At 70.9% G+C, this 24,781-nt stretch carries 23 protein-coding genes; 2 read left to right on the top strand and 21 right to left on the bottom strand.

Features of this window, described 5'->3' with window-relative positions; all coding sequences use genetic code 11:
- Nucleotides 1-6: 6 nt before the first annotated feature.
- The 21 genes from gmk to FM119_RS05130 form a co-directional block, all read right to left on the bottom strand.
- Nucleotides 7-927, bottom strand: a complete 921-nt coding sequence (gene gmk, locus FM119_RS05230) for a guanylate kinase (protein WP_087136630.1) — start codon at nucleotides 925-927, stop codon at nucleotides 7-9.
- Nucleotides 911-1,765: an orotidine-5'-phosphate decarboxylase gene (pyrF, locus tag FM119_RS05225; RefSeq protein WP_087136629.1), complete on the bottom strand. Its 855-nt coding sequence runs from the start codon at nucleotides 1,763-1,765 to the stop codon at nucleotides 911-913. The genes gmk and pyrF overlap by 17 nt, the downstream gene beginning before the upstream one ends.
- Nucleotides 1,762-5,049: a carbamoyl-phosphate synthase large subunit gene (gene carB / locus FM119_RS05220; protein ID WP_087136628.1), complete on the bottom strand. Its 3,288-nt coding sequence runs from the start codon at nucleotides 5,047-5,049 to the stop codon at nucleotides 1,762-1,764. Before carB ends, pyrF begins: the two co-directional genes overlap by 4 nt.
- Nucleotides 5,049-6,215 (bottom strand): glutamine-hydrolyzing carbamoyl-phosphate synthase small subunit, encoded by a 1,167-nt coding sequence (gene carA / locus FM119_RS05215; RefSeq protein WP_087136627.1) that lies wholly within the window; start codon nucleotides 6,213-6,215, stop codon nucleotides 5,049-5,051. The genes carB and carA overlap by 1 nt, the downstream gene beginning before the upstream one ends.
- On the bottom strand, nucleotides 6,212-6,736 hold the full coding sequence (locus tag FM119_RS05210) for a PH-like domain-containing protein (RefSeq protein ID WP_087136626.1): 525 nt from the start codon (nucleotides 6,734-6,736) through the stop codon (nucleotides 6,212-6,214). Before FM119_RS05210 ends, carA begins: the two co-directional genes overlap by 4 nt.
- Entirely contained in the window at nucleotides 6,729-8,057 is a 1,329-nt protein-coding gene (locus FM119_RS05205; RefSeq protein WP_087136625.1) for a dihydroorotase, read from the bottom strand. Before FM119_RS05205 ends, FM119_RS05210 begins: the two co-directional genes overlap by 8 nt.
- The gene (locus FM119_RS05200; RefSeq protein WP_087136624.1) at nucleotides 8,054-9,010 is read right to left on the bottom strand and encodes an aspartate carbamoyltransferase catalytic subunit; all 957 of its coding nucleotides are present in this window, start codon (nucleotides 9,008-9,010) and stop codon (nucleotides 8,054-8,056) included. The genes FM119_RS05205 and FM119_RS05200 overlap by 4 nt, the downstream gene beginning before the upstream one ends.
- Nucleotides 9,007-9,543: a bifunctional pyr operon transcriptional regulator/uracil phosphoribosyltransferase PyrR gene (gene pyrR, locus FM119_RS05195; protein ID WP_087136623.1), complete on the bottom strand. Its 537-nt coding sequence runs from the start codon at nucleotides 9,541-9,543 to the stop codon at nucleotides 9,007-9,009. Before pyrR ends, FM119_RS05200 begins: the two co-directional genes overlap by 4 nt.
- Before the next feature lie 220 nt (nucleotides 9,544-9,763).
- Complete coding sequence (nusB, locus tag FM119_RS05190) at nucleotides 9,764-10,183, bottom strand: transcription antitermination factor NusB (RefSeq protein WP_087136622.1); 420 nt, start codon at nucleotides 10,181-10,183, stop codon at nucleotides 9,764-9,766.
- Nucleotides 10,183-10,746: an elongation factor P gene (gene efp, locus FM119_RS05185; protein WP_087136621.1), complete on the bottom strand. Its 564-nt coding sequence runs from the start codon at nucleotides 10,744-10,746 to the stop codon at nucleotides 10,183-10,185. Before efp ends, nusB begins: the two co-directional genes overlap by 1 nt.
- Nucleotides 10,747-10,836: 90 nt before the next feature.
- The gene (locus FM119_RS05180) at nucleotides 10,837-11,283 is read right to left on the bottom strand and encodes a type II 3-dehydroquinate dehydratase (RefSeq protein ID WP_245827279.1); all 447 of its coding nucleotides are present in this window, start codon (nucleotides 11,281-11,283) and stop codon (nucleotides 10,837-10,839) included.
- Nucleotides 11,280-12,362 (bottom strand): 3-dehydroquinate synthase, encoded by a 1,083-nt coding sequence (gene aroB, locus FM119_RS05175; RefSeq protein WP_087136620.1) that lies wholly within the window; start codon nucleotides 12,360-12,362, stop codon nucleotides 11,280-11,282. The genes FM119_RS05180 and aroB overlap by 4 nt, the downstream gene beginning before the upstream one ends.
- Nucleotides 12,359-12,910 carry a shikimate kinase gene (locus tag FM119_RS05170; protein WP_087136619.1) on the bottom strand — a complete coding sequence of 184 codons (552 nt, stop codon included), beginning with the start codon at nucleotides 12,908-12,910 and terminating at the stop codon, nucleotides 12,359-12,361. The genes aroB and FM119_RS05170 overlap by 4 nt, the downstream gene beginning before the upstream one ends.
- Entirely contained in the window at nucleotides 12,910-14,118 is a 1,209-nt protein-coding gene (gene aroC, locus FM119_RS05165) for a chorismate synthase (protein ID WP_087136618.1), read from the bottom strand. Before aroC ends, FM119_RS05170 begins: the two co-directional genes overlap by 1 nt.
- Nucleotides 14,119-14,179: 61 nt before the next feature.
- Complete coding sequence (locus tag FM119_RS05160) at nucleotides 14,180-15,037, bottom strand: shikimate dehydrogenase family protein (RefSeq protein WP_087136617.1); 858 nt, start codon at nucleotides 15,035-15,037, stop codon at nucleotides 14,180-14,182.
- Nucleotides 15,034-16,560, bottom strand: coding sequence for an endolytic transglycosylase MltG (mltG, locus tag FM119_RS05155; RefSeq protein WP_245827277.1), 1,527 nt, complete (start codon nucleotides 16,558-16,560; stop codon nucleotides 15,034-15,036). The genes FM119_RS05160 and mltG overlap by 4 nt, the downstream gene beginning before the upstream one ends.
- Nucleotides 16,557-17,039, bottom strand: coding sequence for a Holliday junction resolvase RuvX (gene ruvX, locus FM119_RS05150; RefSeq protein WP_087136616.1), 483 nt, complete (start codon nucleotides 17,037-17,039; stop codon nucleotides 16,557-16,559). The genes mltG and ruvX overlap by 4 nt, the downstream gene beginning before the upstream one ends.
- A gap of 4 nt (nucleotides 17,040-17,043) precedes the next feature.
- Nucleotides 17,044-19,701, bottom strand: a complete 2,658-nt coding sequence (alaS, locus tag FM119_RS05145) for an alanine--tRNA ligase (RefSeq protein WP_087136615.1) — start codon at nucleotides 19,699-19,701, stop codon at nucleotides 17,044-17,046.
- A gap of 47 nt (nucleotides 19,702-19,748) precedes the next feature.
- Nucleotides 19,749-19,937, bottom strand: a complete 189-nt coding sequence (locus tag FM119_RS05140) for a hypothetical protein (protein ID WP_087136614.1) — start codon at nucleotides 19,935-19,937, stop codon at nucleotides 19,749-19,751.
- 121 nt (nucleotides 19,938-20,058) lie between these two features.
- Nucleotides 20,059-20,688 carry a 30S ribosomal protein S4 gene (rpsD, locus tag FM119_RS05135; RefSeq protein ID WP_087136613.1) on the bottom strand — a complete coding sequence of 210 codons (630 nt, stop codon included), beginning with the start codon at nucleotides 20,686-20,688 and terminating at the stop codon, nucleotides 20,059-20,061.
- Nucleotides 20,689-20,867: 179 nt separating this feature from the next.
- Nucleotides 20,868-22,328: a replication-associated recombination protein A gene (locus FM119_RS05130; protein WP_087136612.1), complete on the bottom strand. Its 1,461-nt coding sequence runs from the start codon at nucleotides 22,326-22,328 to the stop codon at nucleotides 20,868-20,870.
- A gap of 170 nt (nucleotides 22,329-22,498) precedes the next feature.
- Here FM119_RS05130 and FM119_RS05125 point away from each other — a divergent pair, with 170 nt between their 5' ends.
- Together FM119_RS05125 and FM119_RS05120 are read left to right on the top strand one after the other, a co-directional pair.
- Nucleotides 22,499-23,293 carry a peptidylprolyl isomerase gene (locus tag FM119_RS05125; RefSeq protein ID WP_087136611.1) on the top strand — a complete coding sequence of 265 codons (795 nt, stop codon included), beginning with the start codon at nucleotides 22,499-22,501 and terminating at the stop codon, nucleotides 23,291-23,293.
- An 82-nt stretch (nucleotides 23,294-23,375) separates the two neighbouring features.
- Complete coding sequence (locus tag FM119_RS05120) at nucleotides 23,376-24,605, top strand: DUF349 domain-containing protein (protein WP_179205213.1); 1,230 nt, start codon at nucleotides 23,376-23,378, stop codon at nucleotides 24,603-24,605.
- Nucleotides 24,606-24,781: the final 176 nt, after the last annotated feature.

Raw genomic sequence — 24,781 nt, 5'->3', positions numbered from 1 at the left:
CGGCGCTCAGGCAGGCGATGTCAACAAGTGTACGACCTCCGCGGCCGCTTCGGCCACGTCGTGGTTGACGACGCGGTGGTCGAACTCGTCCTGGGCGGCCAGTTCGACGCGGGCCGTCCGCAGCCGCCGTTCGCGTTCCTCCTCGCTCTCGGTGCCCCTGCCGACCAGCCGGCGCACCAGCTCGTCCCAGCTCGGCGGCAGCAGGAAGACGAGGGTGGCCTCCGGCATGGACCGTCGGACCTGGCGGGCTCCCTGCAGGTCGATCTCGAGCAGGACGCTCTCGCCCCTGGCCAGCGCCTCGTCGATCGGCGCGCGCGGCGTGCCGTAGCGGTGCGAATTGTGCACGGTCGCCCACTCCAGCAGCTCGCCGCGCTCGACCATGGCGTCGAAGCGGGCGTCGTCGACGAAGTAGTAGCTCACGCCCTCGACCTCGCCGGGGCGTGGGGCGCGGGTCGTGGCAGAGACGGAGAGCAGGACCTCGGGGAAGCGCTCACGGATGTACCCCGCGACCGTGCCCTTTCCGACGGCCGTCGGACCGGCGAGGACGACGAGCCGGGGAACGGCGGTTCCCCCGGGACGGCGTGACTCGAGGTACGCCCTGAGTCGGGCGCGCTGGTGCACGCCGAGGCCGCCGAGCCGCTTCGAGGCGGAGATGCCGAGGGACTCGAGCACACGCGGCAGCTTGGTCTTGCCGATCGCGGGCAGGGAGAGCAGGAACTCGGTCACCCGGATGCGCCCCTCGACCCCCGCGGGGTCGGTGGTGGCCGCGGCGAGCACGTCGAGCGCGTCACGGTCCCCCGCGGCGACCGCCCTCTTCACCTCCGCCCTGGCCTGCCGTGCGCGCACGGCTGCCTGGGAGGCCTGGGTCCTGTCGACCTCAGGCGGGCGGCGACGGCCGGCGGCGGGGGTGTCATCGGACACGGACATGACGGACCTCCTCGGCTCGTGCGTCGATTCGTGCGGACAGCAGTGCGGGGTCGCCGCCGAGGACGCCGCGGGACTCCGCGACGATGAGCCCCGGCGCGAGTGCGCCGAACCGTTCGGCTGCGCCGTCCAGCGTCGCGCCCTGGGCGCCGAACCCGGGTGCGAGCACCGGAAGCACCGGTCCGCCGGGCGCCGGGATCCCGAAAGGCTGCAGGTCGAGGGTCGCGCCGATCACGACGCCGAGCGATCCGACGTCGGTCGGCCCTCCGGCGCGGTTGAGCGCGTCGACCTCGGCGACGATGTGCGCCGCGACGGTCGTGGAACCGCCGTCCGCGTCATCCAGTCGTGCCTGCTGCTGTCGCACGCCCTCGGGGTTCGAGGTCGCGGCGAGCAGGAAGACGCCCTTGCCCGTGCGGGACGCCAGCTCGATGGCCGGTGCGAGCGATCCGACGCCCTGGTACGGGTTCAGCGTGACGGCGTCGGCCTCGAGCGGTGACCCCGGTTCGAGCCAGGCCTGGGCGTACCCGGCCATGGTGGAGCCGACGTCGCCCCGCTTGGCATCGGCGATGACGAGCAGGCCGGCGCGGCGCGCGGCCGCGATCACCTGCTCGAGCGCGGCGAAGCCTGCCGAGCCGAAACGCTCGAAGAACGCCACCTGTGGCTTGACCACACCGACGCGTCCGGCGGCGGCCTCGACGACCCTGAGGCCGAACTCGCTGACGCCGACGGCGTTCCGCGGGAGACCCCACTCGTCGAGCAGCGCGTCGTGCGGGTCGATGCCGACGCAGAGCCTGCCGAAGCGCTCCCAGGCCGTGGCAAGTGAGGAGCCGAAGCCGGTCATCGGCGCGCGTCCCGCTGGCGCTGGTACTCCTGCAGGCTCGTCACCTCGAATCCGTCCCTCTTTGCCTCGATCGATGCGACGGCGGCCGACAGCTCGGCCATCGTCGTGAACAGCGGCGTGTCCTCGGCGACCGCGGCCGCGCGGATCTCGTAGCCGTCGGCGCGCGCGGCTCCCCCGCTCGGCGTGTTGATGACGATGTCGACCTCGTTGCGGGTGATCAGGTCGACGATGCTGTCCTCGCCGCTGCCGCTCGCCTCGCTGTACTTCCGGACCGTGCGGGCCTCGACGCCGTTCCGGCCGAGGATCTCCGCCGTGCCCTCCGTGGCGAGCAGGGTGAAGCCGAGATCCCTGAGCCGCTGCGCCGGGAGCACGATGGAACGCTTGTCCGTGTCGGCGACGGAGACGAACACCGTGCCGCTCGTCGGCACGCCGCCGTACGCGGCCGTCTGGCTCTTCGCGAAGGCACGGGGGAAGTCGCGGTCGATACCCATGACCTCGCCGGTCGAGCGCATCTCCGGGCCGAGGACCGAGTCGACGACGACGCCCTCGGCGGTGCGGAAACGCTTGAACGGCAGGACGGCCTCCTTGACGGCCACGGGCGCGTCCAGGGGGATGCGCGAGCCGTCCACCTCGGGGAGCAGGCCCTCGGCGCGCAGCTCGGCGATCGTCGCACCGGTCATCACCCTGGACGCGGCCTTCGCGATGGGGACGCCGAGCGCCTTCGCGACGAACGGCACCGTACGCGAGGCACGCGGGTTCGCCTCGATGACGTAGAGCACGCCGGCGGCGATCGCGAACTGCACGTTGAGCAGGCCGCGAACGCCGATGCCCTCGGCGATGGCCAGCGTCGCCTCGCGGACCCTGTCGATCTGGGCGCGCCCGAGCGTCACCGGCGGCAGGGTGCAGCTGGAGTCGCCCGAGTGGATGCCCGCCTCCTCGATGTGCTCCATGACGCCGCCGATGTACAGATCCGTGCCGTCGTAGATCGCGTCGACGTCGATCTCGATGGCGTCGTCGAGGAAGCGGTCCACGAGCAGCGGGTGCGCGGCGTCGATGATGCCCTGGTCCGCCATGCGCGCGAAGTAGTCGCGCAGGGCGTCGGTCGAGTACACGATCTCCATGCCGCGGCCGCCGAGCACGAAGCTCGGGCGCACAAGCACGGGGTAGCCGATGTCCTCGGCGATGGCGGTCGCGCCGGTGAGGTCGATGGCCGTGCCGTTCTTCGGCGCGACCAGGCCGGCGGTGTCGAGGATGCGCGAGAACGCCCCGCGCTCCTCGGCCAGGTCGATCGCCTCGGGGGTGGTGCCGAGGATGGGCACACCCGCGGCCTCCAGGCCGGCCGCGAGGCCGAGCGCCGTCTGGCCGCCGAGCTGGACGACCACGCCGAGCAGGGTGCCCGACGCGCTCTCCGCGTGGATGACCTCGAGGACGTCCTCGAGCGTGAGCGGCTCGAAGTAGAGCCGATCGCTCGTGTCGTAGTCGGTCGAGACCGTCTCCGGGTTGCAGTTGATCATGATCGTCTCGTAGCCGGCGTCGCGGAGGGCGAAGGAGGCGTGGACGCAGGAGTAGTCGAACTCGACGCCCTGGCCGATCCGGTTCGGGCCGGAGCCGAGGATGACGACCTTCGTCCGCTCGCTCGGGACGACCTCGGTCTCCTGGTCGTAGCTGGAGTAGTGGTACGGCGTCTGGGCGGGGAACTCCCCCGCGCAGGTGTCGACCGTCTTGTACACGGGCCGCAGGCCGAGGATGTGGCGGATCTCGCGCACCTGGGCCTCGCCGAAGCCGCGCAGTTGACCGATCTGCGCGTCGGAGAAGCCGTGGTCCTTGGCGACCTCCAGGACCTCGCGGTCGAGCCGTTCGGCGCCGGCCACGTAGTCGGCGACCTGGTTGATGAGGACGATCTGGTCGAGGAACCAGGGGTCGATCCCCGTCGCCTCGTGCAGCTGCGCGACCGTTCCGCCCCGGCGCAGCGCCTGCTGGACGGTGACGATGCGGCCGTCGGTCGGGATCGTCGAGCGCTCGATGAGCTCGGCCAGGGTGTCGTCCGTGGCGTTCCAGTGGAAGCTCGACCCGCGCTTCTCCAGCGACCGCAGCGCCTTCTGCAGGGCGGTCGCGTAGTTGCGTCCGATCGCCATGGCCTCGCCGACGCTCTTCATCGTCGTCGTCAGCGTCGCGTCGGCCGCGGGGAACTTCTCGAAGGCGAAGCGGGGCACCTTGACGACCACGTAGTCGAGCGTCGGCTCGAAGCTGGCCGGCGTGACCTTGGTGATGTCGTTGGGGATCTCGTCCAGGCGGTAGCCGATGGCGAGCTTCGCGGCGATCTTCGCGATCGGGAAGCCCGTCGCCTTGGACGCCAGGGCGGAGGACCGCGACACGCGGGGGTTCATCTCGATGACGATGACGCGGCCGTTGCTCGGGTCGATGGCGAACTGGATGTTGCAGCCGCCGGTGTCGACGCCCACGCGCCGGATGATGTCGATGCCGATGTCGCGCAGCTTCTGGTACTCGCGGTCCGTGAGGGTCAGCGCGGGGGCGACGGTGATCGAGTCACCCGTGTGCACGCCGACCGGGTCGACGTTCTCGATGGAGCACACCACGACCGTGTTGTCGGCCGTGTCGCGCATGAGCTCCAGCTCGTACTCCTTCCAGCCGAGGATCGACTCCTCCAGGAGCACCTCGCTGGTCGGGCTGGAGTGGATGCCGTCGCCGACGATACGGACGAGGTCCGCCTCCGTGTAGGCGAAGCCGGAGCCGAGGCCGCCCATGGTGAACGACGGGCGCACCACGAGGGGGTAGCCGAGGTCCTTGGCGAACTCCTTGGCCTCCTCGACGGTGTGCGCGATGTGGGACCTGGCGACGTCGGCACCGGACTCCAGGACGAGGTCCTTGAAGATCTGCCTGTCCTCGCCGCGCTGGATCGCGTCCACCTTCGCGCCGATCAGCTCGACGCCGTGCTTGTCGAGGATGCCCTGCTCGTGCAGTGCGATCGCGGCGTTCAACGCGGTCTGGCCGCCGAGGGTGGGCAGGATCGCGTCGGGGCGCTCCGCGACGATGATCGACTCGATCACCTCGGGCGTGATCGGCTCGACGTAGGTGGCGTCGGCGAAGTCCGGGTCGGTCATGATGGTGGCCGGGTTGGAGTTGACCAGGATGACGCGGATGCCCTCCTCCCGCAGCACGCGGCAGGCCTGGGTGCCGGAGTAGTCGAACTCGCAGGCCTGGCCGATGACGATGGGGCCGGAGCCGATGACGAGGACCGAAGAAATATCGGGGCGCTTGGGCATTACTTGCCTTCTCCCTTGGCGTGCGTGGCGGATGCGACCATGTCGCGGAAACGATCGAAGAGGTACACGGCGTCGTGCGGTCCCGCCGCGGACTCCGGGTGGTACTGGACGCTGAAGGCCCTGATGTCGTGGCACACGAGGCCCTCGACGACCTGGTCGTTGAGGCTGTAGTGGCTGACCTCGACCTCGCCGAAGCCCTCAGGGCTGGTGTGGCGGCCCTCGACGGGCAGGTCGACGGCGAAGCCGTGGTTCTGGCTGGTGATCTCGACGCGGCCGGTGGCCTTGTCCAACACCGGCTGGTTGATGCCGCGGTGGCCGAAGGGCAGCTTGTAGGTGCCGAAGCCCAGCGCGCGGCCGAGCAGCTGGTTGCCGAAGCAGATGCCGAAGTACGGCACGCCGGCGCGCAGCACCGTCCGCAGCAGCTCCACGTGCGCCTCGCTCGCCGCCGGGTCGCCGGGCCCGTTGGAGAAGAACAGCGCGTCGGGTGCGAGCGAGAGCACGTGGTCGGCGGTCACCGTCTGCGGGAGCACCTGCACCTCGAAGCCGCGCTCGGCCAGGTAGTTGAGCGTGGACTGCTTGACGCCGAGGTCGAGCACGGCGACGGTGCCCACGCGCTCCCCCTGGGCGGGCAGCGCGTAGGGGTGGTCGGTCGACACCTCGGCGGAGAGGTTGCGCCCCGCCATCCCCTCGCTGCGCGTGACCACGTCGAGCTGCTCGCTCGGGCTGAGGTCGAGGTCGGAACCGGAGAAGACGCCGGCGCGCATCGACCCGGCGGAGCGGATGTGCCGGGTGATGGCCCGGGTGTCGACGCCGCTGATGCCGACGATGCCGTCGGCGACGAGGTCGCTGTCGAGGCTGTCCTGGGCGCGGAAGTTCGACACGATCCGCGAGGGGTCACGGACGACGAAGCCGGCCACCCAGTTGCGGCGCGACTCGCGGTCCGGGTCGTTGACGCCGGTGTTGCCGATGTGCGGCGCGGTCATCATCACGATCTGGCCCGCGTAGGACGGATCGGTGATGGTCTCCTGGTAGCCGGTCATCCCGGTGGCGAACACGAGCTCGCCCACCGTGCGGCCGGTCGCGCCGTAGGCGCGCCCCTCGAAACGGGTGCCGTCCTCGAGCACGAGGACGGCCCGGGGCGCCGGACGGAAGCTGGGACTGGTCATGATGCAGTATCGCTCTCGCTTGGTGACGGTGCCGTCCCCGCGAGGGCGCGGGTCCGGCTGATGATGGTGTGCTGCGCGGAGGCGCTGGGCAGACGGAAGCTGCTGTCGAGCTCGGTGCCCGCCAGCCGCCAGCCGATGACGGTGAGGCCGCCGTCCTCGACGACCCTGTCGATCGTCCAGGTGGCCTGTTCGGCCCCGATGACGTCGGCGGAGGGCACGAACACCGCCGGCTCGCCGTTGGCGGCGATGACGACGCCCTCGTCCGCGACGGTGAGCCGTGCCCTGGCGCGGAACCCCAGGCCGGGGACGGTGACGCGGTTGAGCGGATCGTGGCGCACAGTGGTGGCCACGTAGAGTGCGTCGCTGGTCGTCGGGTCGCTCAGCCGCTCGGGTGCGGGCGCGAGCGCCGCGGCCAGCGGAGCGCCGCGTCGTCGTCGTCCCCGCCAGCCCGCGTACATCAGGCCGACGATGAGGAGCAGGACGGCCAGGACGATCAGGCCGGGGACCAGCCGCTCAAGCACGGACCAGCTCCGCTGCGATGTCGTCCGGCTCCCTGAGCTCGCCGTCGGCGAGCGTCGGGTAGCCGTCGTGGAAGGTCCAGACGACCCGTCCGGGGAGCTCCGTGCCGATGAACGGCGAGTTGACCGCTTGTCCGCGCAGCCGGTCGGTGCCGAAGGGGCGCACGGGGCTGGGGTCGTAGAGCGTGATCTCCGCGGTCGAGCCGACGGCGATCGGCTCGCCCTGCCCGGTGATCCGGCCGATCCGCGCCGGCGCCTCCGAGAGGATCCGCGCCACATCCGACCAGCCGACGTGCCCGGGGTCGACGAGGGTGGCCTGGACGACCGACAGGGCGGACTCGAGCCCGACCATCCCGTTCGCCGCGGCGGGCCACTCGCACTCCTTCGCCTCGACGGGGTGCGGTGCGTGGTCGGTGGCGACGATGTCGATGGTGCCGTCGGCGACGGCGAGGCGGAGCGCGTCGACGTCCTCCTGGCGGCGCAGCGGCGGGTTGACCTTGTAGCGCGGGTCGTAGCCGCGGACCAGCTCCTCGGTGAGCAGCAGGTGATGCGGGGTGACCTCCGCGGTGACCTGGGCGCCGCGGGCCTTCGCCCAGCGCAGGACCTCGACGCTCCCCGCCGTCGACAGGTGACACACGTGCAGTCGGGCGCCGACGTGCTCCGCGAGCAGGACGTCGCGGGCGATGATCGATTCCTCGGCGACGGCCGGCCAGCCGGTCAGCCCGAGCTCGGCGGAGACGGTTCCCTCGTTCATTTGCGCGCCGACGGTGAGCGCGGGGTCCTGCGCGTGCTGCGCGATGACCCCGTCGACCGTCTTGACGTACTCGAGCGCGCGGCGCATGAGACGGGAGTCGGAGACGCAGAAGCCGTCGTCAGAGAACACCCGGACGGCGGCACGCGACCGGGCCATCGCGCCGAGCTCCGCGAGCCGCTCGCCCTGGAGTCCGACCGTCACGGCCCCGATCGGTTGGACCCTGGCGTAGCCGGCGGCCTCGCCGAGGGCGAGCTCCTGCTCGACGACGCCGGCCGTGTCGGCCACGGGCGAGGTGTTGGCCATCGCGAACACCGTCGTGAAGCCGCCGGCCGCGGCCGCGCGCGTGCCGGTCAGCACCGTCTCGCTCTGCTCGTAGCCGGGCTCGCGCAGATGGGTGTGCAGGTCGACCAGTCCGGGGAGGGCGATGAGCCCTGAGGCGTCGATCGTCTCCGCGCCGCGCGCGTCGAGCCCCGCGCCGAGCTCTGTGACGCGGCCCGCCTCGATGCGGATGTCGGTCGTGCGGCCGTCGGCCAGGCGCGCTCCCGTGATGAGGAAGGCTCGTGTGGTCATGAAGTGGGATCCTCTCCGGCTCCGGACAGCAGCAGGTACAGGGCGGCCATTCGCACGGACACGCCGTTGGCGACCTGCTCGAGCACGCTCGACCTGGGGTCGTCCGCCGCCCGTGCCGAGATCTCGAGGCCGCGATTCATCGGACCGGGGTGCATGACAATGCTACGCCCCGGAAGGCGCGAGAGCCGCCGGTCGTCGAGCCCCCACAGCCGCGAGTACTCGCGGGCGTTGGGGAAGTACGCGTCGTTCATCCGCTCCGCCTGGATGCGCAGCATCATCAGCGCGTCGGGTCCGGCGTCGACCGCGGCGTCCAGGTCGTAGCCGATGGTGGCTGGCCAGGCGGCCGTGCCGAGCGGCATGAGCGTCGGCGGGCCCACGAGCGTGACCTCCGCGCCGAGCGTCGACAGCAGCCACACGTTGGACCTCGCCACGCGCGAGTGCAGCACGTCGCCGACGATGGTCACCCTGAAGCCGTCCAGGTCCCTGCCCCTCGACGCTGCCCCGTGTCGCCTGCGGCGCATCGTGAAAGCGTCGAGCAGCGCCTGGGTGGGGTGCTCGTGGGTTCCGTCGCCGGCGTTGAGGACGCCCGCCTGGATCCAGCCGCTGTCGGCGAGCGTCTGCGGGGCGCCGGAGGCGGAGTGCCGGATCACGACGGCGTCGGCGCCGATGGCCTGCAGGGTCTGAGCGGTGTCCTTCAGGCTCTCCCCCTTGGACACGCTGGACCCCTTGGCGGAGAAGTTGATGACGTCGGCGGAGAGCCGCTTCGCCGCCGCCTCGAAGGACATGCGGGTGCGGGTGGAGTCCTCGAAGAACAGGTTCACGACCGTCTTGCCGCGCAGCGTCGGCAGCTTGCGCACCTCGCGGGTCTGGGTGTCGGCCATGTCCTCGGCGATGTCGAGCAGCCGGACGGCGGCATCGCGGTCGAGCGACCTCGTGCTCAGCAGGTGCCTCATGCGCGGTCCTCGATGCTGACCTCGTCGACCCCGTCGACCTCCGTCACCCGCACGTTGATCCGCTCGCTCTGCGCCGAGGGCAGGTTCTTGCCCACGAAGTCGGGTCGGATCGGCAGCTCCCTGTGCCCGCGGTCGACGAGGACGGCCAGCCGCACGGCGCGGGGCCTGCCGTGGTCGCCGAGCGCGTCGAGCGCGGCCCGGATCGTCCGGCCGGAGAACAGCACGTCGTCGACCAGGACCACGGTCGCTCCGTCGACGACGTCTCCGGGCATCTGCGTGGGCTGGGGGCTTCGTACCGGCTGACGGCCAAGGTCGTCGCGGTAGAGGGTGACGTCGAGCGTGCCGACCGGCACCTCGGTCCCGCTGATCCGCGAGATCTGCTCGCGCAGGCGCTCCGCCAGATAGCGGCCCCGTGTGGGGATGCCGACCAGGATGAGGCCGTCGGGGCCCCGGTTGGACTCGATGATCTCGTGGGCGATCCGGGTCAGCGCCCGGGAAATATCAGCCTCGTGCAGCACCGTGCGTGCAGCCACTGCCGACTCCCTTCTCCGCCTCTCTGGACGGACTTAAAGTGGTGTCTTCTGCTCACGATCATAGCGTCCGGCCTGTGCGCGCCGCATCTTCGCCGGCGCGGCATTCCGAGCGGAGCGGACGGTCGGGGCCGCCCGCTCCGGACCGTCGACGGCGAGCGGACGGCGTTCGGGCCCCGTGCACCTGCACGGGGCCCGAACATCGAGCGTCGGTCGCGCCGGATCAGGCGATCGCGTTGGCCTGGGCGATTCGCGCGAGGAGGCCGTTGACGAAGCCGGGCGAGTCGTCCGTCGACAGGCTCTTCGCCCACTCGACGGCCTCATCGATGGCCACGCCCGCGGGGACCTCGTCGTTGAACAGCAGCTCCCAGACGGCGATGCGCAGGATCGCCCTGTCGACGTGCGGCATGCGCGCCAGCGTCCAGCCCTGCGCGTACGACTGGATCTGCTCGTCGATCTCGTCGCCGTGGTCGCGCACGCCGTCGACGATGTCGCGCGCGTACAGCCAGGAGGCCTCACGCTCCGGCTCGGTGGCCGCCCGTCGGGCGGCGTCGGAGAGCGCGTCCGCCAGCGCCAGTTGACGCACGTCCGCGCTGTAGAGGATGTCGATGGCGCGCTTGCGCGCCTTGCTCCGTGCGCTCACTAGTCGTTGACGCGGCCCAGGTAGTCGCCCGTGCGGGTGTCGACCTTGACCTTGGTGCCGGTCTCAAGGAACAGCGGGACCTGGATCTGGTAGCCGGTCTCGACGGTGGCGTCCTTGGTTCCGCCGGTCGAGCGGTCCCCCTGCAGGCCGGGCTCGGTGTAGGTGATCTCGAGGATGACCGACGCGGGCAGCTCGACGTACAGCGGGTTGCCGTTGTTCATCGCGATCGTGACCGACTGGTTCTCGAGCATGAAGTTGGCGGCGTCGCCGACGGTGGCCGCGGGGACCTGCAGCTGGTCGTAGTCGGCCTGGTCCATGAACACGAAGCTGTCGCCGTCGTTGTACAGGTAGGTGTAGTCGCGGCGGTCGACGTTCTCGATCTCGATCTTCGCCCCGGCGTTGTAGGTGCGGTCGACCGTCTTGCCCGTGACGACGTTCTTCAGCTTGGTGCGCACGAAGGCGCCGCCCTTGCCCGGCTTCACGTGCTGGAACTCGATGACGGACCAGAGCTGCCCGTCGATGGAGAGGACAACGCCGTTCTTGATGTCAGCAGTGGATGCCATGGAGAAGATGTTCCGTTCGCGTCTGGTCAGTGGCCGGATCCGGCCCGAGTGGACAGTTTAGTGGCAGAAGGGGTGCCGGCCAACACGGCCTCAGCCGGTGATGGCGGCGAGTGCGAGCCGGTACGAGTCGAAGCCGAAGCCCGCGACGACGCCGGTGGCGACCGCTGAGATGGTGCTGTGCTGGCGGAAGGACTCCCTGGCGTGCGGGTTGGAGATGTGCACCTCGACCAGGGGGAGCCCCGCCTCGGTGACGAGCACGGCGGCATCGCGGACGGCGTAGCTGTAGTGCGTGAACGCGGCGGGGTTGAGGATGACGGGCCTGCGCGTGTCGACGGCCTCGTGCAGCCAGGCGATGAGCTCGGACTCGTCGTCCGTCTGCCTGACCTCGCTCGTCCAGCCCTCCGGCGCCCAGCCGACGAGCGCCTCGGCGAGGTCGGCGAGGTCGGCCGATCCGTACACCTCCGGCTGCCGCGATCCGAGCCGGCCGAGGTTCGGGCCGTTGAGCACGAGGACGGAGCGGGACACCGCGGCGCTCACTCCCCCACCTCCTGGTAGGCGGCGAACAGGAGCGACGCGTCCGGCCCGGCGAGCACGGTCGGCTTCGCCGTGTCGTCGAGGACGATGAAGCGGAGCAGGCCGGCGCGCGCCTTCTTGTCGCGCTGCATGGTGGCCAGCAGGGTGTTCCAGCGGCCGATCGGGTAGCTCGTCGGCAGCTGGAGCGAGCCGAGGATCCTCCTGTGCCTGTCGACGACCTCGTCGGACAGCCGTCCGGCCAGACGCGACAGCTCGGCGGCGAACACCATCCCGACGGACACGGCAGCTCCGTGCCGCCACTGGTAGCGCTCCGCGTGCTCGACGGCGTGGCCGAGGGTGTGACCGTAGTTGAGGATCTCGCGCAGCCCGGCCTCGGTGAAGTCCTCCCCGACGACCCTGGCCTTCATCGCGATGGCGAGTTCGACGCAGCGGCGGAACTGGGGCGAGCGCGGGTCCGTCGCCGTGTCGACGTCTGCCTCGATGATGTCGAGGATCTCTGGCTCGGCGATGAAGCCGGCCTTGACGATCTCGGCGAAGCCGGTGAGCACCTCGTTGCGCGGGAGGGTGTCGAGCAGCTCCAGGTCGACGACGACGCCACGGGGAGCGTAGAAGGCGCCGACCATGTTCTTGCCCTCGTTCGTGTTGATGCCGGTCTTGCCGCCCACGGCTGCATCCACGCTGCCGAGCACGGAGGTGGGGATCTGCACGAGAGGGACGCCGCGCAACCAGGTCGCTGCGACGAAGCCGGCGAGGTCGGTGACGGCCCCGCCGCCGAAGCCGACGACCGCGTCGGTCCGGGTGAAGTCGGCCTGGCCCATGATCTGCCAGCAGAACGCGGCGACCTCGACGCGCTTGCCCGCCTCGGCGTCGGGGATCTCCGCCAGCAGCACCTGGTAGCGGCCGGCCAGCAGCTCGCGCAGCTCCGCCGCGCGGTCGGCGAGGGTCGGCGGGTGCACGACGAGGACCTTGGCGACGCCGTCGCCCAGAGTCCGCTCGAGCAGCTCGGCGCTGAGGATGCCGCGGCCGACGACGATGTCGTAGGGATCGTCCCCCGTCACGGGGATCCGGGTGATGTCGCTCAAGGGGCCTCCTCCGCGGCGGGTTCCGCCGTCGCTGTCTTGGTGGTCGTGTCGCGGGCCGGGGCGACGAGCGCGACGATCGTGTCGACCACGTGCTCCATCGGCCGCCCCGAGGTGTCGACCGTGTGGCTCGCGAGGGCGCGGTAGACGGGCTCCCTCTCCCGGAAGATGCGCTCCCAGGCGCCGGGGTCGTCGCGCAGGAGCGGTCGCTTGCCCAGGTCGATGCGGGCGAGGACCGCCTCCGCCGGTGAGGTGAGGAACACGACGGTGTGCCCGGCCAGCGCCGCCCTCGTCGCGGGATGGAGGACCGCTCCCCCGCCGAGGGACACGATGCCGTCCCCCTCCAGGGCAGCCAGGACGGTCTCGCTCTCGACGCCGCGGAACCAGTCCTCACCGTGCTCGGCGAAGATGTCGGTGATGGGGCCGTGGGCGGCGACGACGACTTTGTCCGTGTCGGTGAACGGAACACCCAGCCGTTTGGCCACCCGTTTGCCGAGACGGGTCTTCCCCACCCCCATCGGGCCGATCAGGACGGCGAGCGGCCGCGGCATCAGGCCTCGTCCGCCAGCTCTGCGCTGGTGCGCAGACGCTCGGCGACCTCGGCACGGTACGACTCCAGGTTCCGCCTGGTCTCCCCGACGCTGTCGCCGCCGAACTTCTCGACCATGCTGTTCGCCAGCACGAGCGCGACCATCGCCTCGGCCACCACGCCAGCCGCGGGGACCGCGCACACGTCCGACCGCTGGTGGTGCGCGCCGGCCGTCTCGCCTGTCGCGACGTCGACCGTCCGCAGCGAGTGCGGGACGGTGGCGATGGGCTTCATCCCCGCGCGGACGCGCAACGGGGTGCCCGTGCTCATGCCTCCCTCGATGCCCCCCGCCCTGTTGCTGGTGCGCTCGATGCCGTCGGCCCCGATCACGAGCTCGTCGTGCGCGGCCGACCCCCTGCGGGTCGTGGTGAGGAAGCCGTCGCCGACCTCGACCCCCTTGATCGCCTGGATGCCCATGAGCGCGCCGGCGAGCTGGCCGTCGAGGCGGCGGTCGCCGTGCACGTACGAGCCGAGGCCGGCGGGGAGCCCGTAGGCGATCACCTCGACGACGCCCCCGACGGTGTCGCCCGACCTCTTCGTGTCGTCGACCTCGTCGACCATGAGCGCGCTCGTCGCCGGGTCGAAGCAGCGAAGCGGGTCGGCGTCGAGGGTCGCCACGTCGTCGGGCCCGGGCAGGGGCGCGCCCTCGGGGACCCGGACGGGTCCGATCGAAAGCGTGTGCGACACGAGCCGCACGCCGAGCTCCGCCAGGAACGACTTGGCGACGGCTCCGAGAGCCACCCGCGCCGCCGTCTCCCGCGCGCTCGCCCGCTCCAGGACCGGCCTGGCCTCGTCGAAGTCGTACTTCTGCATGCCGACGAGGTCGGCATGGCCGGGCCGCGGACGGGTCAGCGGCGCCGAGCGGCCGCGTGAGCGCTCCGTCACCTCGACGGGCTCGGGGCTCATGACCTCCTGCCACTTCGGCCACTCGGTGTTGCCGACGCGGAGGGCCAGCGGGCCGCCGAGGCTGAGACCGTGGCGCACCCCTCCGGAGATGTGCAGCTCGTCCTGCTCGAACTTCATCCTCGACCCGCGCCCGTATCCGAGCTTGCGGCGGGCCAGATCGGCCCGGACGGCGTCAAGAGTGACGGGCACGCCCGCGGGCAGCCCCTCGAGCACGGCAATGAGTTCTGGGCCGTGGGATTCCCCGGCCGTCAACCAACGAAGCATTCCCCCATCTTTCCACAGCGCGGGCGGCGGACGGAACGCTCGCGGCGCGTGTTCGCGGGCGTCAGCGGGCGGGGACGGGGCGCCCGACCGCGCGGAACATCGCCGCGGTGACCGCTGCTTCGTCCGGCAGCCGCTCGTCGGGAGTGCCGGCGAGGAACAACCGGATCTGGGCGACGGCCTGGTGCACGAGCATGTCCAGCCCGCTCGCGGCCGAGGAGCCGTCCGCCGCCGCGAGCGCGGCGATGCGGCTCGGCCAGGGGTCGTAGGCGACGTCGAGCACGGCGACGCCGCGGAACCGGCCAGGTGACAGCTCGAGATCGGTCTGCGCCGGACCGGGCAGCGTCGAGACGAGCAGGGGCTCGTCACCCGAGGGCAGCGCGTCGAGCGTGCGCGGGGACAGGGCGATGCCGAGACGATCAGCGAGCGGTGTCAGCTCGGCCGCCCTGCGCGCGTTCCGCAGATAGAGCGCGACCTCGGTGACGCCGATCGCTGCGAGGGCGCAGAGGGCGCTGGCCGCCGTCGCGCCGCCGCCGAGCACCGCGGCGGAGCCCGCAGAGGTGACACCGCGGTCGGCGAGGGCGAGCACCATGCCGGCGACGTCCGTGTTGGCCGCGACGATGCCCTCGTCGGTGAACGCGAGGGTGTTGCTCGCACCGGTCAGCTCGCTCGTCCTGTCGCGACGATCAGCCGCCGCGAAGGCGAGCGACTTCACCGGCATCGTGAGCGACAGCCCCCGCCACCGCGGCGTGCGCTGCGCGAACGCCGTCGCGAAGCCGGTCTCGTCGACCTCCCTGCGCCCGTAGCTCCAGTCCAGCCCGAGCACGTCGTAGGCGGTCCGGTGCAGGAGGGGCGAGCGTGAGTGCCCGATCGGCGAGCCCCAGACGGCCAGGACGTCGCCGTGCGGCTCGATCCGGCTCATCGGTTCGCCGCCATCCACTCCTGCCAGCGCGTGACCGCGGCCTCGTGCTCCTCGTAGGTGGTCGAGAACGAGGTCTCGCCGGTGTCGAGGTTCCAGGTGACGAAGTACAGCCAGTCCCCGTCGGCGGGATGGATGGCCGCGTCGATGGCCACGTCGCCGGGGTTGGAGATCGGGCCGACCGGCAGCCCGGGGTTGGCGTAGGTGTTGTACGGGTTGGAGGCGTCCTCGCGCTCCTCGGGCGTTGTCTCCACGGTGTGGGTGTTGCCCGTCCCGTAGGCGACCGTCGCGTCCGACTGCAGCAGGCCGGACGGCCACTTCGCGGTGTCGAGCCGGTTGAGGAAGACGCGCGCCACCTTGGGGTAGTCCTCGGCGAGGCCCGCCTCCCGCTGCACGATGGAGGCGAGGATGACGGTGTCCCAGCGGTCGTCCGCCGCCACGCCCGCCTCGTCGAGGGCCTGCATGCTGCGATCGACGAGCGTCTGGAGGACATCCGTGGCGCTCGTGCCCGGCTCGATCACGTACGTCGCGGGGAACAGGAAGCCCTCGAGGGTGGTGGCCTCGTCGGGAAGGCCGAAGGACTGCGGGTCCGCGGCGGCCGCCTCCAGCTCGTCCCTGTCCATGTCCAGTCCGGTGGCGATGCGCTCGAGCACGTCGTCGATGCCGGTCCCCTCGGGGATCACGAACTGGTTCGAGAGCTTGTTGGCGTCGTCCTGCAGCGCCGTGAGGGCCGCCTGTGCGCTCATCTGCGACTTCAGCCGGTAGGTGCCCGCATGGAACACGACCTCCGTCGGCTGGGCGAGCAGAAGGGAGTAGAACGCTCGCGAGGTCATCACGACATCGTTCTCCTCGAGCGTCGCCGCGACGTCGGCGCCGTCCTGGCCGTCCACGATCTGGATGACGACCTCGCCCGTGCCCGTGCCCTCGTAGTCGCTCGGCTGGAAGCGGCTCGCGATCGCGTCGATCTGCGGCTTGAAGGTCGTGTAGGCGAACGCCGCGCCCCCTCCGAGCACCGCGATGATCGCGACGACGACGATGACGGGCGTCAGCCAGCGGCGTCTGCGGCGCGGGGGCCGGTCACCGCTCAGGGCCCGTCGTCTGGAGTCCCGTCCGCCGGAGTCGCCGCTGCCGGTCGAGGCGGCTGCGCCTGCTGCGTCGACCGCGTGCCCCTGTGCGGCCGCGTCGGTGGCGGCGGCGGTCGTGAACCCGAGCAGGCTCTCCACGCTCGCCGCGGCATGGTCCTGGTCCGTGGGGTTCGCGGGGGCGACCGCGGCGGGCAGCGGAGCGCTCGGCTCCGGCGCTCCGGGAGCGTTCGCGCGTCCGGCGTCCTCCGGGTCGCCGTTCGTCGCGCCAGCACGCGACATCGCATCGTTGGCCGTGCCGGTGCCCGCGGGGTCGCCGCTCGCCGCGCCACCCTTCGTGGCCGGACCGGCGGCGTTCCGGGGTGTCGCCTGCGACTCCCTGTGCAGCATCTCCCGACGCTCCCTGCGGGTCAGGGGGTGGTTGTCGGCGTCCGATTCGCTCACTCGGCTCCCTCCGTGTCGGCCCCCGGGTCGACGGCGCGGCCGGGCGGGCGTCCCGATCCGCGTTCGCTGTCGAGGGCGTGCTGCAGGATGACGACGGCCGCGGCCTGGTCGATGATCGGCCGCGTGCCCTTCTGTTTGCGTCCCGCGCTTCGCAGCGCCTGATGCGCGCTCACCGTCGACATGCGCTCGTCGACCAGACGGACGGGGACCGGCAGTGCCGCGGCCAGTCGCGAGGCGAAGCCGATCGCGTCCTCGGTCGAGGCGGTCCGGCGACCGGACAGCGCCATCGGCTCCCCCACGACCACCTCGAGCGCGGCACGCTCGGCCACGATCGCGGCGATGCGCGCCACATCGTCCGAGCCGTCGTGATCGCGGGGAACCGTCTCCACCGGCGTCGCGAGGATGCCGTGCAGGTCGCTGGATGCGACGCCGACACGCGCGGTGCCGACGTCGATCCCGAGCCTGATACCCGTGCGCACGCGGCTACGCCGGAAGCTGTGTCGCGATGGCCTGGAGTGCCGCGGGGATGGCGGTGACGTCCTGGCCGCCGCCCTGGGCGAGGTCGTCCTTGCCGCCCCCGCCGCCGCCGAGCACCTGCGCGGCCGTGCGGACCAGCGCGCCGGCCTTGACCCCGGCGTCCCGCGCCGACGGTGTCGTCGCCACGAGCACAACGGGGCGACCGGAGACCGTCGCCGTCAGCGCCACGACGGCGGGCTCGGCGGCCAGCCGCTCGCGGACGGTCGTCGTCAGGGTGCGCAGCTCGTCGGCGGAGTCGAGCGTGCCGAGGTCCTCGGCGACGAGCTCGAGCGCGCCCCTGCGCACACGGCGCTCCAGCAGGCCGGGCACGCGCTGCTGGAGCGCCTGGGCCTGGAACGACTGAATCTTCTTCTCCGCCTGCTTCAGCGAGGCGCTGAGCTCGCCGACCCGGGTCAGCAGCTGGTCCTTCGGGGTCTTGAGCGACGAGGTCAGCTCGGACACGAGCGCACGCTCCGCGGCGAACTCGCGGAACGCCTCGAGCCCGACCAGGGACTCCACCCGTCGGTTCGTCGAGCCGACGCTCGACTCGCTGACCAGGTTGATCATGCCGATCTCCGCGCTGGTCGCCACGTGCGTTCCCGCGCAGAGCTCACGCGACCAGGGGCCGCCGATGTCGACCATGCGCACGGTGTCGCCGTACTTCTCGCCGAAGAGGGCCATCGCCCCGAGGGCCTTCGCCTCGTCGAGGGGCATCTCGCGCGTGGTCACCTCGAGGTTGTCGCGGATGGCGTTGTTGGAGATCTCCTCGATCTCGGTCTTCGTCTCCGCGCTGAGCGCCTGGTTCCAGGAGAAGTCCAGCCGCAGGTACCCCGCCTTGTTGAAGGAGCCGGACTGGTGGGCGTTGTCGCCGAGCACCTGGCGAAGAGCCGCGTGCACGATGTGCGTCCCCGAGTGCGCCTGCCTGGCGCCCCTGCGGTAGTCGGCGTCGACGATGCTCGTCGCGGGGGCGTCCACGTGGACCTCACCCCTGACCACGTCGACCGTGTGTGAGATGAGGCCCGCGACGGGCTTCTGCACGTCGATCACGTCGAGGTCGTAGCCCGGACCGACGATCGTGCCCTGGTCGGCGTCCTGCCCACCGGACTCGGCGTAGAGCGCCGTCTCGGCGAGGATGACCTCCGCCCGCTGGCCGGTGGTCGCACGGTCGACGGGAACGCCGTCGACGATGATGCCGAGGACACGTGACTCCGTCTGCAGCTCGGTATATCCGGTGAACACCGTCTCGCCCTTGCCGCGCAGCCCCGAGTACACGGTGAGGTCGGCCATCTGGGTCTTCTTCGACTTCGCGTCGGCCTTGGCGCGCGAACGCTGCTCGCCCATCAGACGGTCGAACTCGCGCCTGTCCACGCTGAGCCCCGACTCCTCGGCGATCTCGAGGGTGAGGTCAATCGGGAAACCGTAGGTGTCGTGCAGCAGAAAGGCCGAGTCGCCGGGGAGCGAGGAACGGCCGGCGCGCTTGCTGTCGTCGAGCGCGAGATCGAGGATCGTCGTGCCGGCCGCGAGGGTGCGCAGGAACGTCTGCTCCTCGTTGTCGGCCAGCTGGGAGATGTGCCCGTAGTCGCGCTCGACCTCGGGGTAGGACTCCGCCATCGCGTCGCGCGAGGCGGCGAACAGCTCGGGGAACGTGGCGTCCTCGACGCCGAGCAGGCGCATCGCCCGAACGGAGCGACGCAGCAGCCGGCGCAGGATGTACCCGCGACCCTCGTTCGACGGGCTCACCCCGTCGCTCATCAGCATGAGGGAGGAGCGGACGTGGTCGGCGACGACGCGCATCCGGACGTCGTCCTCGTGGTTCGCCCCGTAGCGGCGACCGCTGAGCTCGGCCGCCCGGTCGAGCACCGGCCTGACCTGGTCGATCTCGTACATGTTCTCGACGCCCTGCTTGAGGAAGGCGACGCGCTCGAGGCCCATGCCGGTGTCGATGTTCTTCTTCGGAAGCTCTCCGACGATGTCGAAGTCGACCTTGCTCCGCACGTTCGTCACCGAGTACTGCATGAACACGAGGTTCCAGATCTCGACGTAGCGGTCGTCGTCGGTCGCCGGTCCCCCGTCGCGACCGTAGGCGGGGCCGCGGTCGAAGAAGATCTCCGAGCAGGGGCCCGCGGGGCCCGGCTGACCCGTGGACCAGTAGTTGGTGTCCTTGTCGAGTCGCTGGATGCGTTCCTCCGGCAGTCCGGCGATGCGGCGCCACAGCGCCGCGGCCTCGTCGTCGTCCCGGTAGACGGTGACCCACAGGTCCTTCGGGTCGAAGCCGTAGCCGCCGGCGAGCTCGGAGCTGGTCAGCAGCTCCCAGGCGTAGCTGATCGCCCCCTCCTTGAAGTAGTCGCCGAAGGAGAAGTTGCCGTTCATCTGGAAGAAGGTGCCGTGGCGAGGGGTCTTGCCGACCTCCTCGATGTCGTTCGTCCTGATGCACTTCTGCACGCTGGTCGCGCGCGGGTACGGGGCGGGCACGACGCCGGTGAGGTAGGGGACGAAGGGAACCATTCCCGCGACGGTGAACAGGAGCGAGGGGTCGTCGCTGACCAGCGAGGCGGAGGGCACAACGGTGTGCTCCCTCGCGCCGAAGAAGTCGAGCCAGCGTTGACGAATTTCAGCGGTCTTCATGGGTCCGTTCGGTGACGTGTCGGGTGGAGGGTAAACGTTGAGGGACGTCAGTTCTCGTCGCGGGTGCGCAGCTCGGCCTCGCGACGGTTGTAGGCGTCGGAGACGGAGTCGGTGAACTCACGGATGCGTCCGTCGAGCTCGGCGAAGAACTCGTGCCCCGCGTGAGACTTGTTGACCTGGTGCGCGACGACGAATCCGGTGACGATTCCGACGATCAGCCAGACGGCGTTTTTCATGGGGCTCCTCGTGGTGTGGGACGGCCTGGGCCTGCCGGACATCCTACTCGCCGGGCGGGGTCGTCCGGGAATGCACACGGGCCCCACGGCGATGCCGCGGGGCCCGTGCAGGAAACGGAGACTAGCGCGCTGCGTAGTACTCGACGACGAGCTGCTCTTCGCAGATCACGGGGATCTCGCTGCGCTTCGGCGCACGCTCGAGGCGTGCCTGGAGCTTGTCGAGCTCCACCGAGACGTACGCGGGAACCTTCGCGATGACGTCGGCGTGTCCGCCGGCGGCCGCGACCTGGAAGGGCTCGGTGCCCTCGGACTTCGGCTTCACGTGGATGAGCTGCCCCGGCTTCACGCGGAAGGACGGGCGGTCCACGATCTGGCCGTCGACCATGATGTGGCGGTGCACGACCATCTGACGCGCCTGCGCGGTGGTCCTGGCGAGGCCAGCACGCAGGACGAGAGCGTCCAGACGGGTCTCGAGCAGCTCGATGAGGTTCTCACCGGTCAGGCCCTGACGACGACGCGCCTCCTTGAAGGCGATCGTCAGCTGCTTCTCGCGGATGCCGTACTGGGCGCGAAGACGCTGCTTCTCACGCAGGCGGACGGCGTAGTCGCTGTCGGTCTTGCGCTTGGTGCGGCCGTGCTCGCCGGGGGCGTACGGGCGCTTCTCCATGTACTTCGCCGCCTTCGGGGTCAGGGCGATGCCCAGGGCCCGGGAGAGGCGGGTCTTGCTACGGGTACGTGACTTGGTAGACACGGTGTCCTTTCAACGGTTCTTACGGCGAATGCCGACCGGGTCGTCCGGTCGGTATGGGTGTAAGAGGGATGAGCCACGGGGGTTCGGCTACAGAACCGTCCAGTCATTCGGCGATGTCGCGCAGCCGCACGCAACACCTGAATCGAGGCCGTCCATCAGACTAGCACGGCGTCGACGGCTCAGGGCCGTGCGCCGCGCAGGATCTTGCGCAGCTTCTCGAGCCGCGAGCCGACGTCCCGCTCGTTGCCGTGCGGGGTGGGTCGGTAGTAGACGCGACCGCGCAGTTCGTCGGGAAGGTACTGCTGCTCGAGGACGCCCCTGTCGTCGTCGTGCGGGTAACGGTAGCCCTTGCCGTGGCCGAGGCGCTTGGCTCCGGCGTAGTGCGCGTCCCGCAGGTGCGTCGGGACGCGTCCGAAGCGACCGGCCTTGACATCCGCGATCGCCTCGTTGATTCCGGTGTACGAGGCGTTCGACTTCGCCGCCGTCGCCAGGTAGACGACGGCCTCCGCCAGCGGGATGCGGCCCTCGGGCATGCCGATGAGCTGCACGGCGTCGGCGGCGGCGACCGCGATCGGAAGCGCCTGCGGGTCGGCCATGCCCACGTCCTCCGCAGCGGAGACGATGATGCGCCTCGCGATGAAACGGGCGTCCTCCCCCGCCTCGATCATCCGCGCGAGATAGTGCAGTGCGGCGTCGGGGTCCGAGCCCCGGATGGACTTGATGAAGGCGCTGATGACGTCGTAGTGCTCGTCACCGTTCCTGTCGTAGCGCAGGAGTGCCCTGTCGACGGCCTGGGCGACGACCTCGGCCGTGATCCGGGGGCGCGGGTCGTCGGGGGCGGCCGCCTCATCCGTGCTTCCTGCTGCCGAGCCGTCAGTGCCCTCACCGTCGTCCTCGCCGTCGGCGTCAGCGGTCTCGGCGTCAGCGGTCTCGGCGTCGTCGTCCACTCCGTCGTGGTCGGTTCCGTCTGGCCCCCCTGCCGCACTCCCCCGCCCGGCCGACGGGGTGGCGGTAGGATCCACAGCCCCGACCGCGGCGGCCTCGAGCGCCGTCAATGCGCGTCGGGCGTCGCCCGAGGCGAGCTGGATCAACGCCCTCCGTGCCTCCGGCTCCAGCACGTACTCGTCGCCGAGGCCGCGCGAGTCGGTGACCGCCCTGTCGATCAGGACGCCGAGGTCGGCGTCGTCGAGCTGCTCGAGGGTGAGTAGGAGCGACCGGGACAGCAGCGGCGAGATCACGGAGAAGGACGGGTTCTCCGTCGTGGCGGCGACCAGGATGACCCAGCCGTTCTCGACGCCCGGCAGCAGAGCGTCCTGCTGCGCCTTGCTGAAGCGGTGGATCTCGTCGAGGAAGAGCACGGTCGCCAGTCCATAGAGGTCGCGGCTCGTCATCGCCTCCTCCATGACCGCCCTGACGTCCTTGACGCCGGCGGTGACCGCCGAGAGCTCGACGAATCGGCGACCGGAACTGTGCGCGATCGCCTGAGCGATCGTCGTCTTGCCCGTGCCGGGCGGGCCCCAGAGGATGACCGAGCTGGCGCCCGTCGTCCCGCTGGCATCGGAGGCGAGGCGTCGCAGCGGCGACCCCGGCCTGAGCAGGTGCCGCTGCCCGGCGACCTCGTCGAGGCTGCGCGGTCTCATCCGTACCGCGAGGGGAACGGGGCCGCTATGGAATCCCTGGGCTTGCACCCGTCAACCGTATCGCCAGCCACCGACACCGCCGTGTGGATAGGGGCGTCGGGACAGCGATAGCATGGTCAGCGCTGTCCGCTCAGACAGCGTTCGCCCCCACAATCGTCACGAGGAGAGCTGTGGCATCGCAGAACGAGGAACGTCGTCAGCGCGAGGAACGGCGCCGTCGGCACGCGTACGAGGTCAGGCAGGGGGTGCACACGACCAGGCGGGCCCGGCGGGTGCGCGACAACTGGATCGCCGTGGGTGCGTCCGTCGCGGTCGTCGCCGCGGCCGTCGTCCTTCACGTCGTTGTCGGCTCCTCGAGCGGAGTCGAGGCCCCCGAGGCCACGGCGACCGCCTCGACGCCGGAGCCGACCTCGACGTCGGGTCAGAACAGTGGCGAGGTCCCCGACATCGAACTGAGCGAGGGGCGCAGCTGGCAGGGGGAGATCGTCGTCAACGACGACGTCTCGCTCGGCATCGAGCTCGATGGCGCCGCTGCCCCTCAGGGCGTCGCGTCCTTCGTCAGCCTGACCCAGTCCGGCTTCTACGACGGACTGAGCTGCCCGCGCCTGACCACGGGCGGTTTCTTCGTGCTCCAGTGCGGCTCGCCCGACGGGACCCTCTCCGGAACACCCGGCTACAGCTACGGCCCCATCGAGAACGCGCCGAGCGACGACGTCTACCCGGCGGGCACGATCGCGATGGCCCGCGTCGCCGACGACGGCTACAGCATGGGAAGCCAGTTCTTCATCGTCTACGAGGACACCACGATCAGCTCGGACAGCGCCGGCGGGTACACCGTCCTCGGTCACGTCACCTCGGGACTGGACGAGCTGCGGTCGACGATCACGGACGAGGGAGTCGAGGGCGACGCCACGGACGGAGCCCCCGCGGTCGAGACGATCATGACGAGCGTGACCGTCGAGTAGTCCCCCACGGCCGGCCAGGTAATAGGCTTGTCGTGATTTCCCCCGTCGTGACGATCACGACCAGCGCAGCAAGGTGAGGCACGTGGCACATTCTGATCAGGAATCCTGGGGTCGGGTCGATGAGACCGGCACAGTGTTCGTCCGCGACGGAGCGGACTGGCGGGCGGTCGGCGCCTATCCCGACGCGACCGCGGAGGAGGCGCTCGCCTACTTCGAGCGCAAGTACCAGGACCTCGCCGGTCAGGTGACGCTGCTCGAGCAGCGGGTGAAGCGCGCCGCCCCGGCCGCCGACGTCGCCAAGACCGTCGCAGGACTCACGGAGACGCTGCGCGAACCCGCCGCCGTGGGTGATCTGCAGGCCCTCCGCGACCGTGTCGCCGCGCTCGGCGGGACCGTCGAGTCGTTGACGGAGAAGCAGAACGAGCAGGCCAAGGAGCAGCTGGCCGAGGCGATCGCCGAGCGCACCGCGATCGTGACCGAGATCGAGGCCCTCGCCGCGCAGGACCTCGCGAAGATCCAGTGGAAGCAGGCCGGCGACCAGGTCACCGCCCTGTTCGCCCGGTGGCAGGAGCACCAGCAGAGCGGGCCCCGGCTGCCCAAGGGTGAGGCGAACGAGCTCTGGAAGCGCTTCCGCACGGCACGGAGCCACCTCGACTCCGCCAGGCGCAGCTTCTTCGCGGAGCTCGACGCCACGCACAAGGACGCCAGGAACCGTAAGCAGGCGCTCGTCGAGCGTGCGGAGGCACTCATCCCGCGCGGAGCGGACGCGATTCCCGAGTACAGGCGTCTCCTCGACGAGTGGAAGCAGTCGGGCAGGGCGGGGCGCAAGCAGGACGACGCCCTCTGGGCGAAGTTCAAGGCGGCCGGCGACGCGATCTACCAGGCCAAGGCGGAGATCGACGCGCAGGAGAACGAGGAGTACGAGGCGAACCTCGTGCTCAAGCGTGCACTGCTCGACGAGGCCGAGCCGATCCTGGCGATCACCGACCGCGAGCAGGCCAGGCAGCGTCTCACCGCGATCCAGCTGCGCTGGGACGAGATCGGCCGTGTCCCCCGCGAATCGCTCCGCCCCGTCGAGGACAGACTCCGCGCGATCGAGCAGCACGTGAAGCAGCTGGACGACCGCTTCTGGGCCAACAACAACCCCGAGAAGAAGGCGCGCTCCCAGGGCCTGGCCGCGCAGCTGGAGCAGTCCATTGCGCAGCGGGAGACGGAGCTCGCCGAGGCGAAGGAGCGTGGCGACGCGGCCGCGATCGCCGCGGCGCAGGAGGCTCTGGACGCCCAGCGCACCTGGCTCGACGCCCTCGGCTGAGCCGGGCACGCAACACTGACGCCCCGGAGGGACCCGACCGGTCCCTCCGGGGCGTCAGCCGTTCCGGGTGCCGTGTGCGGCCGTGGGGTCAGCGTCATCCCCGGACGCACGAGCAGGACCGCTTTCCACAGTCGGCCGTCTCGCTCGGACGCACGGGCGCTGAGCCCGCACGATGC

Origin of the sequence: Mycetocola reblochoni REB411 (assembly GCF_900163835.1) — a bacterium.
GTDB classification, from domain to species: Bacteria; Actinomycetota; Actinomycetes; order Actinomycetales; family Microbacteriaceae; genus Mycetocola_B; species Mycetocola_B reblochoni.
The sequence above is the reverse complement of the archived record's forward strand: the minus strand, read 5'-3'. Positions and strand labels throughout refer to the sequence as shown.

Excerpts from the sequence above, each read along its gene's own strand:
- alaS (WP_087136615.1), bottom strand. The coding sequence starts at position 19,701 with ATGAAGACCGCTGAAATTCGTCAACGCTGGCTCGACTTCTTCGGCGCG.
- FM119_RS05170 (WP_087136619.1), bottom strand. The coding sequence starts at position 12,910 with ATGCCGCGGCCGCTCGCCGTCCTGATCGGCCCGATGGGGGTGGGGAAG.
- carA (WP_087136627.1), bottom strand. The coding sequence starts at position 6,215 with ATGACCAGTCCCAGCTTCCGTCCGGCGCCCCGGGCCGTCCTCGTGCTC.
- aroC (WP_087136618.1), bottom strand. The coding sequence starts at position 14,118 with ATGCTTCGTTGGTTGACGGCCGGGGAATCCCACGGCCCAGAACTCATT.
- FM119_RS05200 (WP_087136624.1), bottom strand. The coding sequence starts at position 9,010 with ATGAGGCACCTGCTGAGCACGAGGTCGCTCGACCGCGATGCCGCCGTC.
- FM119_RS05205 (WP_087136625.1), bottom strand. The coding sequence starts at position 8,057 with ATGACCACACGAGCCTTCCTCATCACGGGAGCGCGCCTGGCCGACGGC.
- efp (WP_087136621.1), bottom strand. The coding sequence starts at position 10,746 with ATGGCATCCACTGCTGACATCAAGAACGGCGTTGTCCTCTCCATCGAC.
- pyrF (WP_087136629.1), bottom strand. The coding sequence starts at position 1,765 with ATGACCGGCTTCGGCTCCTCACTTGCCACGGCCTGGGAGCGCTTCGGC.
- FM119_RS05140 (WP_087136614.1), bottom strand. The coding sequence starts at position 19,937 with ATGAAAAACGCCGTCTGGCTGATCGTCGGAATCGTCACCGGATTCGTC.
- gmk (WP_087136630.1), bottom strand. The coding sequence starts at position 927 with ATGTCCGTGTCCGATGACACCCCCGCCGCCGGCCGTCGCCGCCCGCCT.
- FM119_RS05160 (WP_087136617.1), bottom strand. The coding sequence starts at position 15,037 with ATGAGCCGGATCGAGCCGCACGGCGACGTCCTGGCCGTCTGGGGCTCG.
- FM119_RS05130 (WP_087136612.1), bottom strand. The coding sequence starts at position 22,328 with ATGAGACCGCGCAGCCTCGACGAGGTCGCCGGGCAGCGGCACCTGCTC.
- carB (WP_087136628.1), bottom strand. The coding sequence starts at position 5,049 with ATGCCCAAGCGCCCCGATATTTCTTCGGTCCTCGTCATCGGCTCCGGC.